This window comes from Paraburkholderia sp. CI2, from assembly GCF_014201055.1.
GTDB lineage: Bacteria > Pseudomonadota > Gammaproteobacteria > Burkholderiales > Burkholderiaceae > Paraburkholderia > Paraburkholderia tuberum.
This window is the reverse complement of the sequence record NZ_JACHDL010000021.1, coordinates 1-13,205: the sequence shown is the minus strand read 5'-3', so window position 1 is coordinate 13,205 and position 13,205 is coordinate 1. Positions and strand designations below refer to the sequence as shown.

Here is a 13,205-nt window from a genome sequence, read left to right as displayed (position 1 = left end):
CTCAGTCTGCCGTCACGAGCTTCAGCGTTTCTTCGAGCGACGCCGGATCGAACACCGACGCGCCGACGAGATTGCCGTCGATGCGCCTGGTCAAACCCGCAAGGACCTTGCCCGGGCCGCATTCGATCACGTGCGTGACGCCCTGCGCTGCCATTGCCTGTACGCATTCGACCCAGCGCACCGCACCAGCTGCCTGGCGCACGAGCGCGTCCTTGATTTTGGCCGGCTCGTTGACCACGGCGACGTCGACGTTGTTGATGACGGGAATCGACGGCACCTGCACGTCGATGCTCGCGAGGTATTCGCGCAATTGATCCGACGCCGGCTTGAGCAGCGACGAGTGGAACGGCGCCGACACCGGCAGCGGTAGCGCGCGCTTCGCGCCCTTCGCCTTCGCGACTTCGCAGGCTTTCTCGACCGCGGCTTTGTGGCCCGCGATCACGACTTGCGCCGGCGCATTGAAATTGACCGCTTCGACGACGCCCGCCGACGACGCTTCCGCGCAGACCGCGCGCACCGTGTCGTCGTCGAGGCCGAGAATCGCGGCCATGCCGCCTTCGCCCACCGGTACCGCGGTTTGCATCGCCTGCGCACGGAAACGCACGAGCGGCACCGCGTCGCGGAACGCAAGCGCGCCGGCCGCGACGAGCGCCGTGTATTCGCCAAGGCTATGGCCGGCGACGAGCGCCGGCGCCGGGCCGCCCGCCTGCTGCCACGCGCGATAGATAGCGTAGGCCGCGGTCAGCATGACCGGCTGGGTATTGGTGGTGAGATTGAGATCTTCGGCGGGGCCTTCGGCGATCAGCTTGCCGAGGTCCTGGTTGAGTGCGTCGGAGGCTTCCTGAACCGTCTCACGCACGATCGCGTAATCGGCGAATGCGTTGAGCATGCCGACCGCCTGCGAACCCTGCCCAGGAAAAACGAACGCGAATTTCATATCGTCCCCAAAATCTGTTTAATCGGATGTGGCGGCCAGCCGCGGCTGCCAGATGGCGCGCGGTGTTATTCCGGCCGCACGGGCGCCGCCAGCGACGCCCCGGAATGCGTCGTCCCGCTCAGTAGCGGATGACCGACGCGCCCCACGTGAAGCCGCCGCCGACGCCTTCGATCAGCACGTTATGGCCGCGCTTGATGCGGCCGTCGCGCACCGCGACGTCGAGTGCAAGCGGAATGGACGCCGCCGACGTATTGCCGTGCTCGCCCACCGTGACGACCATGCGCTCCTGCGGCAGGCCGAGCTTGCGGCAGGTGCTTTGCATGATGCGGATGTTGGCCTGATGCGGAATCAGCCAGTCGATCTGCTCGGGCTTCAGATCGGCTTTTTCCAATGCTTCGATCGCGACCTTCTCGAGCACGTTGACGGCAAGCTTGAACACCGCCTGACCGTCCATGTGCAGGAAGGCGCTGCCGGCGACCACGCCGCCATTCACGTTGCCCGGCGTGCACAGAATGTTCGAATGGCTGCCGTCCGCGTGCAGCGCGCTCGAAAGCACGCCCGGTGCGTCGGACGCTTGCAGGATCACTGCGCCGGCGCCGTCGCCGAACAGCACGCAGGTGGTGCGGTCGTTGAAATCGAGAATGCGCGAGAAAGTTTCCGCGCCGACCACGAGCGCCGTGCGATGCTGGCCGCTGCGAATCAGGGCGTCCACCGTCGCCACCGCATAGGCGAAGCCGGAGCAGACCGCCTGTATGTCGAACGCGGCACCGTGATTCTTGATCCTGAGCTTGTTCTGCAGCAGGCAGGCGGTGCTCGGGAACACGAAGTCCGGCGTGGAGGTGGCGACGACGATCAGGTCGATGGACTGCGGATCGACGTCCGCCGCTTCGATCGCTCGCTGCGAGGCGATCAACGCGAGGTCGCTGGTCGTGACGTCCGGCTCGGCGAAGTGACGCGCATGGATGCCCGTGCGCGCGACGATCCATTCGTCGCTCGTTTCAACGCCTTGCCTGGCGAGACGCTCAGCCAGATCCTGATTGGTGACGCGGTTGGGCGGCAGACAGCTGCCGGTGCCCAGCACGCGGGAGTAGATTGTGGATTGAGCCATTATGCCTTCGAGGATTGCGCAGCGTAGGGCTCGGCCGGCTGGCCTGCGATCGGGCTTGCGTGACCCGCACCGCTTGCGTCGCGCGCCGCCTGTTCGAGAGAACTCGCGTTCTCTTCCATCGCTCGCGCAAGGCGCTCCAGCACGCCGTTTTTGACGGCATCATACCCGCGTTTGATAGCCCACTCAAACGCGTAGGCATCGGCTGAACCGTGGCTTTTGATCACGAGACCGCGCAAGCCGAGCAGCGCGGCGCCGTTGTATTGCCGATGATCGACGCGTTTCTTGAAGCGCATCAATACCGGCAGCGCGAGCACCGCCATCACCTTGGTCAGCCACGAACGGCCGAACTCTTCCTTGATGATGTTGGACAGCATCTGCGCGAGACCTTCCGACGTCTTCAGCGCGACATTGCCGACAAAGCCATCGCAGACGATCACGTCGACGGTGCCCTTGTAGATGTCGTCGCCTTCGACATTGCCATGAAAGTTGAGTGTACTCGCACGCAGCAGTTCGCCGGCGCGCTTGATGATGTCGTTGCCCTTGATGACTTCTTCGCCGATGTTGAGCAGGCCGATGGTGGGCCGCTCTTTTCCTTCGAGCGCGGACACGAGCGCGTGCCCCATCTCGGCGAACTGCAGCAGATGCTGCGGCTCGCAGTCGACGTTGGCGCCCAGGTCGAGCATCATCGTATAGCCGGTGGGATTAGGCAGGGCAAACGCGATGGCCGGGCGTTCGATGCCCGACAGCGTTTTCAGCACATAGCGCGAGACCGCCATCAACGCGCCGGTATTGCCGGCGGAAATGCAGGCTTGCGCCTCGCCTTCCTTGACGCGGTTCAGCGCCACGCGCATCGACGAATCTTTTTTCTTGCGCAGCGCGACCTCGACCGGGTCGTCCATCGCGACGACCTCGGTAGCAGGTACGACGGTCAGCGCCGGCAGATCCTGAGCCTTGAGCTTCTTCAGCTGCGCACGAATCGCACTTTCAATGCCGACGAGCAGCAACTGCGCGTCGGGATGCGAACGAACGAAGTTGACGGCAGCGGGAACGGTCACGGACGGGCCGTGGTCGCCTCCCATGCAATCTATCGTGAGCTTTACTGTCATGGAGTGCGACGAATTTCAGACACAAAAAAGCGGCAGTTGAATGCCGCCTTTTTGCCGAACCGGGAAAATGTCAAGCGAGCCGATCGCTACGCGAAACGCCACAGGGCGCATCGCAGTCAACGATTAGTCGTTCTTCGTCTTGACGACTTTCTTGCCGCGATAGTAGCCGTTCGGGCTAATGTGGTGACGTAGATGCACTTCGCCCGTGCTCGGCTCGACGGCCAGCGGCGCTGCCGTCAGGAAATCGTGCGAACGATGCATGCCGCGCTTCGACGGCGACTTCTTGTTTTGTTGAACTGCCATGACTAAAACTCCAAAAAATTTTCCGAATTCTAACACAGCCCGACACGGACTTAACCACTGGCCGAATGGCCAATGCGCCCGCATCGCGCCCCCTGCAACTGTTTAGCGCTTCTTGCCGCCCGGTTCGTCGCGTTTCAGACTTTCGAGCGCCGCGAACGGATTGCGCCGCTCGCTGGACTGGTCCGGCTTGCTGGCATCGCCAGCTTCTTCCTGCGCGGCTTCGTCGCCCTCGCCTTCGCTACCGTCCGTGCCCGAGACAAGGCTCTCGTGCACTTCGGGACAGACCTCGTGTTTGGGCACGAGCGGCAAGGAAAGCAGCAACTCTTCTTCGATCAAGTCGATGAGATCGAACTGGCGCGAACCGACGACCACCTCGACTTCATCCTCGTCCAGCGGAAACTCTTCGGCTTCCGCCTCCGTATTGACGATCCGGTAAGTTGCATCGACGTTGAACGCCTGCGAATACGGCGTCAAGCACCGCTGGCATTCGAGCCACGCGGCACCGTGAATCGCCAGCCGCAGATAAGGCTGGGAACCTTCGGTGCCATCGTCCTGCAATTCCGGCTGCGTCGTCCCTTCGGCCTGCCATGTGAACGCGGCGTCGCGATCTGGCGCTTCCGCCGGGACTTCGTTTAACATGCGCGGCAGTTGCGAGACGCGCACGACACCCGCGGCCTGACGCCCGCTCCGCGCAAATTCGAACAGATCGAGTTCATGCGGGTCGGACAGACCTGCAGGTTTGCCAGGATGTTGAGTCATGTGCGCTCCTGCGTCGGCAAGCATGTTGCCGGGGTGATTCGCGAAGGATGATCAGATCCGCCGCGAAGATAATCCGGTGTGCGGGGCAGTCAGTGGGGCCCGCGGCCGTTGCGTTCACCCTGCCGGACTTTCTTCAACCTTCCGACTGCCGAAAGCCGCTGAACGCGCCGAGACCCTTCAAGTGCAAGCATACCGTGAAAAGCCCGAGATCATATCCGTTTTGTCTTTTCGAGTCAAACACTTAAGGCCGTACGTACGGGAGCCTCGCGCGACCCCGTACGACCCGCCGCTCCCGTTGCCCGCAAACTATGCCTGAATCCTCCAAACGCCCGCCACGCCTGATTCTGGCGTCGAGTTCGCGGTATCGCCGCGAGTTGCTCGAACGCCTGCGCGTGCCGTTCGACGTCGTCGTGCCTGCGATCGACGAAACCCCGCTCGCCGCCGAAACGCCCGAAGCCACTGCGCTGCGCCTCGCCGAAGCCAAAGCGCGTGCGGTCGCCCAAGGCCTCGCCGCCGACGAACATGCGCTCGTCATCGGCTCCGACCAGGTCGCCACGTACGACGGCCTGCAGATCGGCAAACCCGGCACGCACGACAGGGCGCTCGCGCAATTGCAGGCGATGCGCGGCCGCGACGTGTTGTTCCACAGCGCGCTGTGTCTGTTCGACAGCGCGACGGACAGCGCGCAAACGATCGACGTGATCACCCGCGTGCGCTTTCGCGATCTGCCGGACGCGGCGCTCGACGCCTACCTGCACGCTGAAACACCGTACGACGTGGCCGGCAGCGCCAAATCCGAAGGGCTTGGCATCGCGCTGCTGGAGGCCATCCATTCCGACGACCCGACCGCGCTCGTCGGCCTGCCGCTCATCGCGCTGTCGCACATGCTGCTCGCGGCCAACTACCCGCTTTTGGGGGCCCGATGACCGGTACGCTCTACCTCATTCCCAACACGCTCGGCGAAGGCGACGCAAGCGCGCTCGATCTGGTGCTGCCCGCGCCCGTACGCGCCCGCGCGGCGTTGCTGCACTATTACATTGGCGAAAACGCCAAAACCACGCGCGCGTTCCTGAAGAAAGTCGGCCCCGATCGGCCGATTCAAGAAATCGAGATTCGCGAACTGAACGTCAATACGCCGGCCGGCGAAATCGACAAGCTGCTCGCGCCGCTGCTGTCGGGCACCGATGCGGGCCTCGTCTCCGAGGCTGGCTGCCCGGCAGTCGCGGACCCGGGCGCGCTGCTGGTGCGACGCGCGCACGAGCGCGGCGTAAAGGTCGTGCCGCTGGTCGGGCCGAGTTCGATTCTGCTTGCGCTGATGGCATCGGGGCTGAACGGCCAAAGCTTCGCGTTTCACGGCTACCGGCCCGTCGACGTCACCGAGCGCGCCAAACGTCTGCGCGATCTCGAGCAGCAGTCGCGCAAGAGCAAGCAAACGCAGATCTTCATCGAAACGCCGTACCGGAATCGCGCGCTGCTCGATACCTTGCTCGCGACCTGCGCGCCGTCGACGCTGGTCTGCGTGGCGGTCGATCTGACGCTGCCGAGCGAAGTGATCGCAAGCCGGAGCGTCGCCGACTGGAAAAAGAAGGCGGAGATCGACCTGCATAAGCGGCCGGCGATTTTTCTGATTCTGGCGGCCTGAACGTAGGCGCCGGCCAGGCAGCTGAGGGCGACCTGGGCCCGAAACTCACAACGCAAAGTCCGCGCGATCGGCCAAAACCGACCGCGCGGGCGTCTTTTTAAAACTGTGGATTCAACGCAGATTCATTTTCGCGCCGAGCGCCATCGCCCGAACCGCGCCGGCGCCGACGGCCGCGCCGAATTTGCGGGCAACGCGATCCGTAATGCTCTCTTTCACCGTGTAATCGATGATATCCGGCGCCTTGAAGATCTCCCGCGCGACGTAATCTGCATCGCCAAAACCGTCCGCGAGTCCAAGTTCGACGCTCTTCTGCCCCGTCCAGAATAGACCCGAGAACATGTCCGATGTCTCATGCAGACGCTTGCCGCGCCCTTGACGCACCGCGTCGATGAACTGCGCGTGGATCTGATCGAGCATAACCTGCGCATGTTCGTCCATCTTCGGCGTTTCGGGTGAAAACGGATCAAAAAAGCCTTTGTTCTCACCCGATGTGTGCAGTCGGCGCTGAATCCCCAACTTGTCCATCAGGCCGGTGAAACCAAAGCTGTCCATCAGCACGCCGATCGAACCGACGATACTCGCCTTGTCGACATAGATCTTCTCCGCCGCCGCGGCCGCGTAGTAGCCGCCGGACGCGCATATGTCGCCGACAACGACGTACAGCGGAATAGACGGATATTTGCCGCGCAATCGCCGAATTTCGCTGTTGATAATGCCCGCTTGCACTGGACTGCCGCCCGGGCTGTTGCAATAAAGAATCACGCCGGCTGCATCGGAATCTTCAAACGCAGAATCGAGTGCAGTGTTGATATCTTCGGCGTTCGCACTCGCATCCGTTGCGATCTCGCCATCAAGCGAAATCATTGCCGTATGACGGCCAGTCGTGGCGACCCGCTCGCCCGAGAGGTTCAGCGCACCCCATACCGCCAGTGCGAGCACTGCGAGGAACACGAAGCGGAAGAAAATCCGCCAACGTCGCGCGGCGCGTTGCTCGTTGATCGCGGCGAGCGCGATGCGCTCGAGCGCGGCCCTTTCCCAGCCGGGCTGGTCGGCGGATGCACGGGAGCCGCCTCCCGAGGCAGGGTTCTTTTCGGGGGTCAAATTGTCGGACATGCGGGCAGTTGAAAAATGGAAGAGGAAATCAGCGCGTGACCGGCAGCAAATCGCCGTCAGGCAGCCAGAATACCGCACGGCCCTCGAGCGTATCGCGTTCCTCGACCTGCACGGGACGCAATCTGCCCCCGCGACACGGACCACCGACGCATTTGCCAGTATCCGGCGCGTAAATCGCGCCATGTGTCGCGCACATCAAGTATAAGCCGGACGATTCGAAGAACTGCCCTTCTTGCCAGTCGAGCTCCATCGGCACATGAGCGCAACGGTTCAAATAGCCGTAGGCGCAGCCATCATAGCGGACGAAAAACACTACGGCATCCTGCCCGCCGAGCCGCGCGTCGCGCCGGATGCCGTCGCCACCGTCGACCAGCTCGTCGGCCGCGCAAATGCGCACTGCCTGCGCAGCCGCGGCAGTAGCAGTATCCACGCCGTCGGCGCTCATGCGTTCTCCCGCAGCCAACCGGACAGATCGCTGATGCTCGACGCCACGAACTTCGGTGACATCGCATTCAGCGAATTCGCCGGATGCGCGCCATAAGTCACGCCAATGCCCGCCACGCCGGCGTTGAGCGCCATCTGCAGATCGTGTGTCGTATCGCCGATCATGACCGTGCGCGCCGTATCCTGCCCCAATTCGCGGGTGAGCTCGTGCAGCATGGCCGGATGCGGTTTCGAGAAGGTTTCGTCAGCGCAGCGCGTGCCGTCGAACAGGCTCGTCAGGCGCGCCTGGTCAAGCGCGCGATTGAGCCCGACGCGGCTCTTGCCGGTCGCGACCGCGAGCAGATAGCCGACCTCGCGCAACTCCTGGAGCATCTCGCGCACGCCGGGGAACAGCTCGGTAGTCTGGTCTTTTACAAGAAAATGAAAGCGGTAACGCTCAGAAAGCCGCGGGTAGTCGGCCGGATCGAGCGTCGGCGCGGCAATCTGCAGCGCGTCGCGCAGGCCGAGGCCGATGACGTAGCTCGCGGCTTCGTCCGCGGGAACCGGCAGGCGGAGATCGCGGCACGCCGCCTGGATGCTGCGCGTGATATGCGCGGTGGAATCCATCAGCGTGCCATCCCAGTCAAACACGATCAGATCGAATTGCTCTCTAGCCATGCAAGGTCGTCTCCGGGTTGAACCCAGTGCGTAGTTCGTTGAGTTGTTCTATAAAGCCGCGGCAGTCGGCAGGCAGCGGTGCCTCCAGCTGCAGCGGCGCGCCCGTCGCAGGATGCGTGAGCTTGAGCCGGTAAGCGTGCAGAAACATCCGCTTGATGCCGGGCTTCGCGTTGGCGCGCGCAAGCGCCTTGTTCAGCGCGAAATCGCCATATTTGGCGTCACCGACGATCGGTAGTGCCAGATGCTGCAGATGCACGCGAATCTGGTGCGTACGCCCCGTCTTCAGTTCCGCCTCAAGCAGCGCATACTCCGACCAGCGCTCGACCAGATTGAAGATCGTGTGCGAAGCGAGGCCATCGGCCTGCACGCGCACGCGGCGCTCGCCGTCGGCGGTCAGGTACTTGTGAAGTGGCTCCTTTACCGCGCGGCGGCGACCCCAGTCGCTCGCCCATTCGCCGTGCACGCACGCGTAGTAGCGCTTGTCCATGCGGTTATCGCGAATCTGCTCGTGCAGATTGACGAGCGCCGCGCGCTTCTTCGCGAGCATCAGGATGCCCGAGGTCTCTCGATCCAGTCGATGCACGAGTTCCAGGAATTTCGCCTGCGGCCGCGCCTCGCGCATCTGCTCGATCACACCGAACGCGACACCGCTGCCCCCGTGGACCGCAACGCCGGCCGGCTTGTCGATCACGAGCAGATGCTCGTCTTCGAACAGGATGTGAAAGTCCGGCGCGGGGACGGGCACGCGGGCTGCGGCCTGATTCGGCTGCGCGACGCGGATCGGCGGCACACGCACCAGATCGCCCAGTTCGAGCCGGTACTGCGCGTCGATCCGGCCCTTGTTCACGCGCACTTCACCGCTGCGCAGGATGCGATAAATATGGCTTTTCGGCACGCCCTTGCAGACGCGCAGCAGGAAATTGTCGATGCGCTGACCAGCCGAGCGGTCGTCGATTTCGATCAGCGAAACCTGGTCGCTTGAAACCGAGTCTTCGACCGCGCCTGCAACCGATCTCTGGGATGTTTTGCCTAACTCTTTCATTCTGAATATAATTTGCCCAGCAGTCCGCGACGGCCGGCGCAGTGTCCGGAATGCGGCGGATTGCGCGAGCGCAAGCGATAAACCGTTATTTTACTTGCGCCGGGGTCTGGTTGCTCGCCCTGAAAATGAGATGCAACAAGTTGCACGCACGAAGTCAGCTCCCGGCAGGGACGGCGCCCGCAGGCGCGTTCGGTCAAGGTCGGCTTCGACGGTAACGGAATTTTGGTAAAAAAGAATTTAGCTTTCAGCTTCGTGATCCGGGTGGTATGACGCCCAGCTGGACGAAGCTGCAAGTCGCGAAAATACGGCGTGCGCCCAAGGCGTCTTGTAGAAAGTACAAGACATGGCGACGTCAAAAGAAGGCGAGACACCCCCAGCAGGAAAAGACGCGCCGCCTGCGCGAACTTCCCGTTGCGGCATGACCGCGGACTTCGGCCCTTCGCTCGCGCGCCCATTTGGCGCGCCGGCTTCAGAGGGCGAAGACTTATGAAGGTCTGCTGGCTAAACGCGGCGTGTCAGGCCATGATTTGAAGCCGTGTTCGCATGTGCCCTGCGGCACCGTGCCCTTTTTTATCGGGCTGTGCCCTCTCAGGCAATTCTCCCGCCATCTTTCCCGCTCCAGCGTGTTTGTGAAAACACAATAAGACGCGGCACGCCTACTCTCCCCGCTCTCGCGACTGACAACCGCGCAGCTGGGCCGGCGAGGCCGCTCTGGAGTCGTTCAATGAAACGAATGTTGTTCAACGCGACGCAGCAGGAAGAGCTGCGCGTCGCCATCGTCGATGGGCAAAAACTCATCGACATCGATATCGAAACCGCCGGTCGCGAACAGCGCAAAGGCAATATTTACAAGGGCATCATCACGCGCATCGAGCCGTCGCTCGAGGCCTGCTTCGTCAACTACGGCGAAGACCGTCACGGCTTCCTGCCGTTCAAGGAAGTCGCCCGCCAGTACTTCCGCGATGGCGTCGACATGCGTTCCGCACGCATCCAGGACGCATTGAAGGAAGGTCAGGAACTGATCGTCCAGGTCGAAAAGGAAGAACGCGGCAACAAGGGCGCAGCCCTGACCACGTTCATCTCGCTCGCCGGCCGCTATCTGGTGCTGATGCCGAACAACCCGCGCGGCGGCGGCGTGTCGCGCCGGATCGAAGGCGACGACCGTCAGGAACTGCGCGAAACCATGGCGCAGCTGCAACTGCCGGAAGGCATGAGCATCATCGCGCGCACGGCCGGCATCGGCCGCAGCGCCGAAGAGCTGCAGTGGGACCTGAACTACCTGATGCAGCTGTGGCGCGCAATCGAAGCCGCGTCGCAAAGTGGCACGGCCGGCCAGCCGATGCTGATCTATCTCGAATCGAGCCTCGTGATCCGCGCGATTCGCGACTACTTCCAGCCCGATATCGGCGAAATCCTGATCGACACGACCGAAATCCATGACCAGGCCCGCGCCTTCATGGACATCGTGATGCCGGACAACGTCGGCAAGGTAAAGCGCTACCACGACGACGTGCCGCTCTTCTCGCGCTTCCAGATCGAGCACCAGATCGAAACCGCGTACTCGCGCACCGTGCCGCTGCCGTCGGGCGGCGCGATCGTCATCGACCACACCGAAGCGCTCGTCGCGATCGACGTGAACTCAGCGCGCGCCACCAAAGGCGCGGACATCGAGGAAACGGCCGCGCGCACGAACCTCGAAGCCGCCGACGAAGTCGCTCGCCAGCTGCGTCTGCGCGACCTGGGCGGCCTGATCGTGATCGACTTCATCGACATGGAATCGGCCAAGAGCCAGCGCGAAGTCGAACAGCGCCTGAAAGACGCGCTGAAGCACGACCGCGCCCGCGTCCAGATGGGCAAGATCTCGCGCTTCGGCCTCATGGAGCTGTCGCGTCAGCGTCTGCGTCCGGCGCTGTCGGAAGGCAGCCACGTCACGTGTCCGCGCTGTAACGGCACGGGCCACATCCGCGATACCGAATCGTCCGCGCTGCAAGTGCTGCGGATCATTCAGGAAGAAGCGATGAAGGAAAACACCGCGGCGATCCACTGCCAGGTGCCGGTCGAAGTGACCGCCTTCCTGTTGAACGAGAAGCGCGCCGAAATCAACAAGATCGAGTCGCGTTTCAAGGTCAACGTCGTGCTGATCCCGAACAAGCACCTCGACACGCCGCACTACAAGCTCGAGCGTCTGCGTCACGACGACGCGCGCCTCGACGAGCCGCGCGCATCGTGGAAGATGGCCGAAGAAGCGGCCCGCGAACTCGAATCGGAAACCGGCTACAGCAAGCGCGCTGAGGAAGTGAAGCCGAAGCAGGAAGCGGCGGTCAAGGGCATCACGCCCGAGAAGCCGGCTCCGAGCGCGCCGGCCCGCCCGGCGGCTATCCCCGCTCCGGTCGCGGTGACGCCGGCCAGTGGCGGCTTCATCGGCTGGCTGAAGAATCTGTTCGGCATGCAGCCGGCTGCTCCGGCGCCCGCCGCGCCGGCCACCACCGACAAGCAGGCCCGTCCGCAACGCGGTGAACGCACCGAGCGCGGTGAGCGCACGGGCGAGCGCGGCGGCGATCGCAACCGCAATCGCCGTGGCGGCGCAGGCGGTCGCGACGCGGCAGCGCGTGGCGAAGGCGTGACCGGCGGCCGTCAGGCGCAAGGTCAGCAGCCGTCGCCGCGTCGCGAGGAACGCGAAGGCCGCGAGGCACGCGAGGGCCGCGAACCGCGCGCGCCGCGTGAGCAACGCGAACCGCGTGAGGCCCGTGAAGGCCGTGAACTGCGTGAGGCTCGCGAGCCGCGTGAAGCGCGTGAACCGCGCGAGGCTCGCGAACGCGACACCCGCGGCGCCGAGCGCGCGGAAGCCGTCGAGGGCACGGCACGCGGTGAGCGTCGCGAGCGTGGCGAGCGCGCTGAACGCGTCGAGCGTGGCGAGCGTCGCAAGCCGCAGGCGGAAGCCGCCTCGGCGCTGACGCAAACCGCCACGCAAGCTGCCGACGAACTGGCGCGCAACCGCGCCGCAGCGGGTGAAAACGGCGTGCCGGTCGATCAGGAAACAGTCGCACGTGACGGCGAAGAGCGTCGTCGTCGCCGCCGCGGCCGTCGTGGTGGTCGTCGCGAGCGTGAAGAGGACGTGAATGGCAATCTCGCGGCGGATGTCGCGGAAGCCGAAGGCGACAACGTTGCCGCCAGCGACGAAACGCCGGTGCGCACCCAGCAGCCGGTCGAGCACACGCCTGCAGCCAGCGAAGCGAAGGAAGTGACCCCGGTCGAAGTGGTGGTCGCCGCCGTCGCAACGGAAAGCGCCGTCGTGGCCGAACTGCATGCGGCAGCCGAAACGCCGGCTCTCGCCGCGGAAAATGCCGCGAAGACCGAAAAGGTCGTGCCGGTCGAAGAGGCCCCGGCAGCGTCGATCGAACCCTTGGCGGCGGAGCCGGCTATCGAAGCGCCAGCGCAGGCAGAGCAAGCCGCGTCGGCCGCGAGCGAACCGGTTACACCGGCCGCTTCGGTCGAACCCGCCGCGCATGCCGAATCCCCGGCAGTCGAGCCGACCCTGGAAGTGCAGCCGACCGTCCCGACCGAACCGCGAGCCGTCCCGGCTGCGCTCGACACCGCGGCTCCGGCCACGATCGTCGAGGCAGCGGCAGCCGTGCCGGCACCGCAGGCCGAAATCGTCGAGCCGCAACCGGTCGTCGCAACGGAACCGGCCGTGGTCGAACCGGCGCCCGTCGCCGCGGCCCCGCAGCCGGCCCCCGTCCGCAGCGCAGCCCCCGCCGCCGCATCGGCCGACGCCTTGCAGCCGATCCTCGAGCAGGCTGGCCTGATCTGGGTTAACACCGACGCCGACAAGCTGCGTGCCGCGCAGGAAGCGGCGGCGCAAACGGTCAAGCCGCCGCGCGTGATCCGTGAGCGCAAGGCGCTGCCGCCAGACGACCACACGCCGATGCAACAGGTCGAAACGATCAAGCATCCGCAGTAAGCCGCGTCGTTGTTCGTGAAAAAGCCCGCCCTTTCCGGCGGGCTTTAATGAGATGGTCAGCCTGACCGAAACAGCCCGATCGGCTTACGCTGATCGGGCTGTTTCCTTATGGGAGATCGTCATGGACACCATC

The 13,205-nt window shown here is 64.2% G+C and carries 12 protein-coding genes; 3 read left to right on the top strand and 9 right to left on the bottom strand.

Going from position 1 to position 13,205, the window contains the following annotated elements:
- Position 1 precedes the first annotated feature (1 nt).
- The 5 genes from fabD to HDG32_RS25145 form a co-directional block, all read right to left on the bottom strand.
- Positions 2-937 carry an ACP S-malonyltransferase gene (gene fabD, locus HDG32_RS25165; RefSeq protein ID WP_184071602.1) on the bottom strand — a complete coding sequence of 312 codons (936 nt, stop codon included), beginning with the start codon at positions 935-937 and terminating at the stop codon, positions 2-4.
- A 118-nt stretch (positions 938-1,055) separates the two neighbouring features.
- A complete protein-coding gene (locus HDG32_RS25160; RefSeq protein ID WP_184071600.1) occupies positions 1,056-2,045 on the bottom strand; it encodes a beta-ketoacyl-ACP synthase III in 990 nt (329 codons plus the stop codon).
- Positions 2,045-3,151: a phosphate acyltransferase PlsX gene (gene plsX / locus HDG32_RS25155; RefSeq protein WP_090801179.1), complete on the bottom strand. Its 1,107-nt coding sequence runs from the start codon at positions 3,149-3,151 to the stop codon at positions 2,045-2,047. The genes HDG32_RS25160 and plsX overlap by 1 nt, the downstream gene beginning before the upstream one ends.
- Positions 3,152-3,274: 123 nt before the next feature.
- The gene (gene rpmF, locus HDG32_RS25150; RefSeq protein WP_006401275.1) at positions 3,275-3,454 is read right to left on the bottom strand and encodes a 50S ribosomal protein L32; all 180 of its coding nucleotides are present in this window, start codon (positions 3,452-3,454) and stop codon (positions 3,275-3,277) included.
- A 102-nt stretch (positions 3,455-3,556) separates the two neighbouring features.
- Entirely contained in the window at positions 3,557-4,213 is a 657-nt protein-coding gene (locus HDG32_RS25145; RefSeq protein ID WP_184071598.1) for a DUF177 domain-containing protein, read from the bottom strand.
- A 308-nt stretch (positions 4,214-4,521) separates the two neighbouring features.
- Between HDG32_RS25145 and HDG32_RS25140 the strand changes: the two genes are divergently transcribed.
- Together HDG32_RS25140 and HDG32_RS25135 are read left to right on the top strand one after the other, a co-directional pair.
- On the top strand, positions 4,522-5,139 hold the full coding sequence (locus HDG32_RS25140) for a Maf-like protein (RefSeq protein WP_184027985.1): 618 nt from the start codon (positions 4,522-4,524) through the stop codon (positions 5,137-5,139).
- Positions 5,136-5,855: an SAM-dependent methyltransferase gene (locus tag HDG32_RS25135; protein ID WP_184071596.1), complete on the top strand. Its 720-nt coding sequence runs from the start codon at positions 5,136-5,138 to the stop codon at positions 5,853-5,855. Before HDG32_RS25140 ends, HDG32_RS25135 begins: the two co-directional genes overlap by 4 nt.
- Before the next feature lie 111 nt (positions 5,856-5,966).
- Here the strand turns inward: HDG32_RS25135 and HDG32_RS25130 are convergent, their stop codons facing one another.
- From HDG32_RS25130 to HDG32_RS25115, 4 genes are read right to left on the bottom strand one after another with little or no spacing between them, the layout of a single operon-like run.
- Positions 5,967-6,968, bottom strand: a complete 1,002-nt coding sequence (locus HDG32_RS25130) for a S49 family peptidase (RefSeq protein ID WP_184071743.1) — start codon at positions 6,966-6,968, stop codon at positions 5,967-5,969.
- A 28-nt stretch (positions 6,969-6,996) separates the two neighbouring features.
- Positions 6,997-7,413: a Rieske 2Fe-2S domain-containing protein gene (locus HDG32_RS25125; RefSeq protein WP_184071593.1), complete on the bottom strand. Its 417-nt coding sequence runs from the start codon at positions 7,411-7,413 to the stop codon at positions 6,997-6,999.
- On the bottom strand, positions 7,410-8,069 hold the full coding sequence (locus HDG32_RS25120; RefSeq protein WP_184071591.1) for an HAD-IA family hydrolase: 660 nt from the start codon (positions 8,067-8,069) through the stop codon (positions 7,410-7,412). Before HDG32_RS25120 ends, HDG32_RS25125 begins: the two co-directional genes overlap by 4 nt.
- On the bottom strand, positions 8,062-9,111 hold the full coding sequence (locus HDG32_RS25115) for an RluA family pseudouridine synthase (RefSeq protein ID WP_184071589.1): 1,050 nt from the start codon (positions 9,109-9,111) through the stop codon (positions 8,062-8,064). The genes HDG32_RS25120 and HDG32_RS25115 overlap by 8 nt, the downstream gene beginning before the upstream one ends.
- Positions 9,112-9,835: 724 nt before the next feature.
- On the opposite strand from HDG32_RS25115, the gene HDG32_RS25110 reads away from it, so the two are divergent.
- Positions 9,836-13,072, top strand: a complete 3,237-nt coding sequence (locus tag HDG32_RS25110; RefSeq protein WP_184071587.1) for an Rne/Rng family ribonuclease — start codon at positions 9,836-9,838, stop codon at positions 13,070-13,072.
- Positions 13,073-13,205 lie beyond the last annotated feature (133 nt).

Excerpts from the sequence above, each read along its gene's own strand:
- HDG32_RS25115 (WP_184071589.1), bottom strand. The coding sequence starts at position 9,111 with ATGAAAGAGTTAGGCAAAACATCCCAGAGATCGGTTGCAGGCGCGGTC.
- HDG32_RS25160 (WP_184071600.1), bottom strand. The coding sequence starts at position 2,045 with ATGGCTCAATCCACAATCTACTCCCGCGTGCTGGGCACCGGCAGCTGT.
- HDG32_RS25130 (WP_184071743.1), bottom strand. The coding sequence starts at position 6,968 with ATGTCCGACAATTTGACCCCCGAAAAGAACCCTGCCTCGGGAGGCGGC.
- rpmF (WP_006401275.1), bottom strand. The coding sequence starts at position 3,454 with ATGGCAGTTCAACAAAACAAGAAGTCGCCGTCGAAGCGCGGCATGCAT.
- HDG32_RS25120 (WP_184071591.1), bottom strand. The coding sequence starts at position 8,069 with ATGGCTAGAGAGCAATTCGATCTGATCGTGTTTGACTGGGATGGCACG.
- HDG32_RS25135 (WP_184071596.1), top strand. The coding sequence starts at position 5,136 with ATGACCGGTACGCTCTACCTCATTCCCAACACGCTCGGCGAAGGCGAC.
- plsX (WP_090801179.1), bottom strand. The coding sequence starts at position 3,151 with ATGACAGTAAAGCTCACGATAGATTGCATGGGAGGCGACCACGGCCCG.
- HDG32_RS25110 (WP_184071587.1), top strand. The coding sequence starts at position 9,836 with ATGAAACGAATGTTGTTCAACGCGACGCAGCAGGAAGAGCTGCGCGTC.
- HDG32_RS25145 (WP_184071598.1), bottom strand. The coding sequence starts at position 4,213 with ATGACTCAACATCCTGGCAAACCTGCAGGTCTGTCCGACCCGCATGAA.
- fabD (WP_184071602.1), bottom strand. The coding sequence starts at position 937 with ATGAAATTCGCGTTCGTTTTTCCTGGGCAGGGTTCGCAGGCGGTCGGC.
- HDG32_RS25140 (WP_184027985.1), top strand. The coding sequence starts at position 4,522 with ATGCCTGAATCCTCCAAACGCCCGCCACGCCTGATTCTGGCGTCGAGT.
- HDG32_RS25125 (WP_184071593.1), bottom strand. The coding sequence starts at position 7,413 with ATGAGCGCCGACGGCGTGGATACTGCTACTGCCGCGGCTGCGCAGGCA.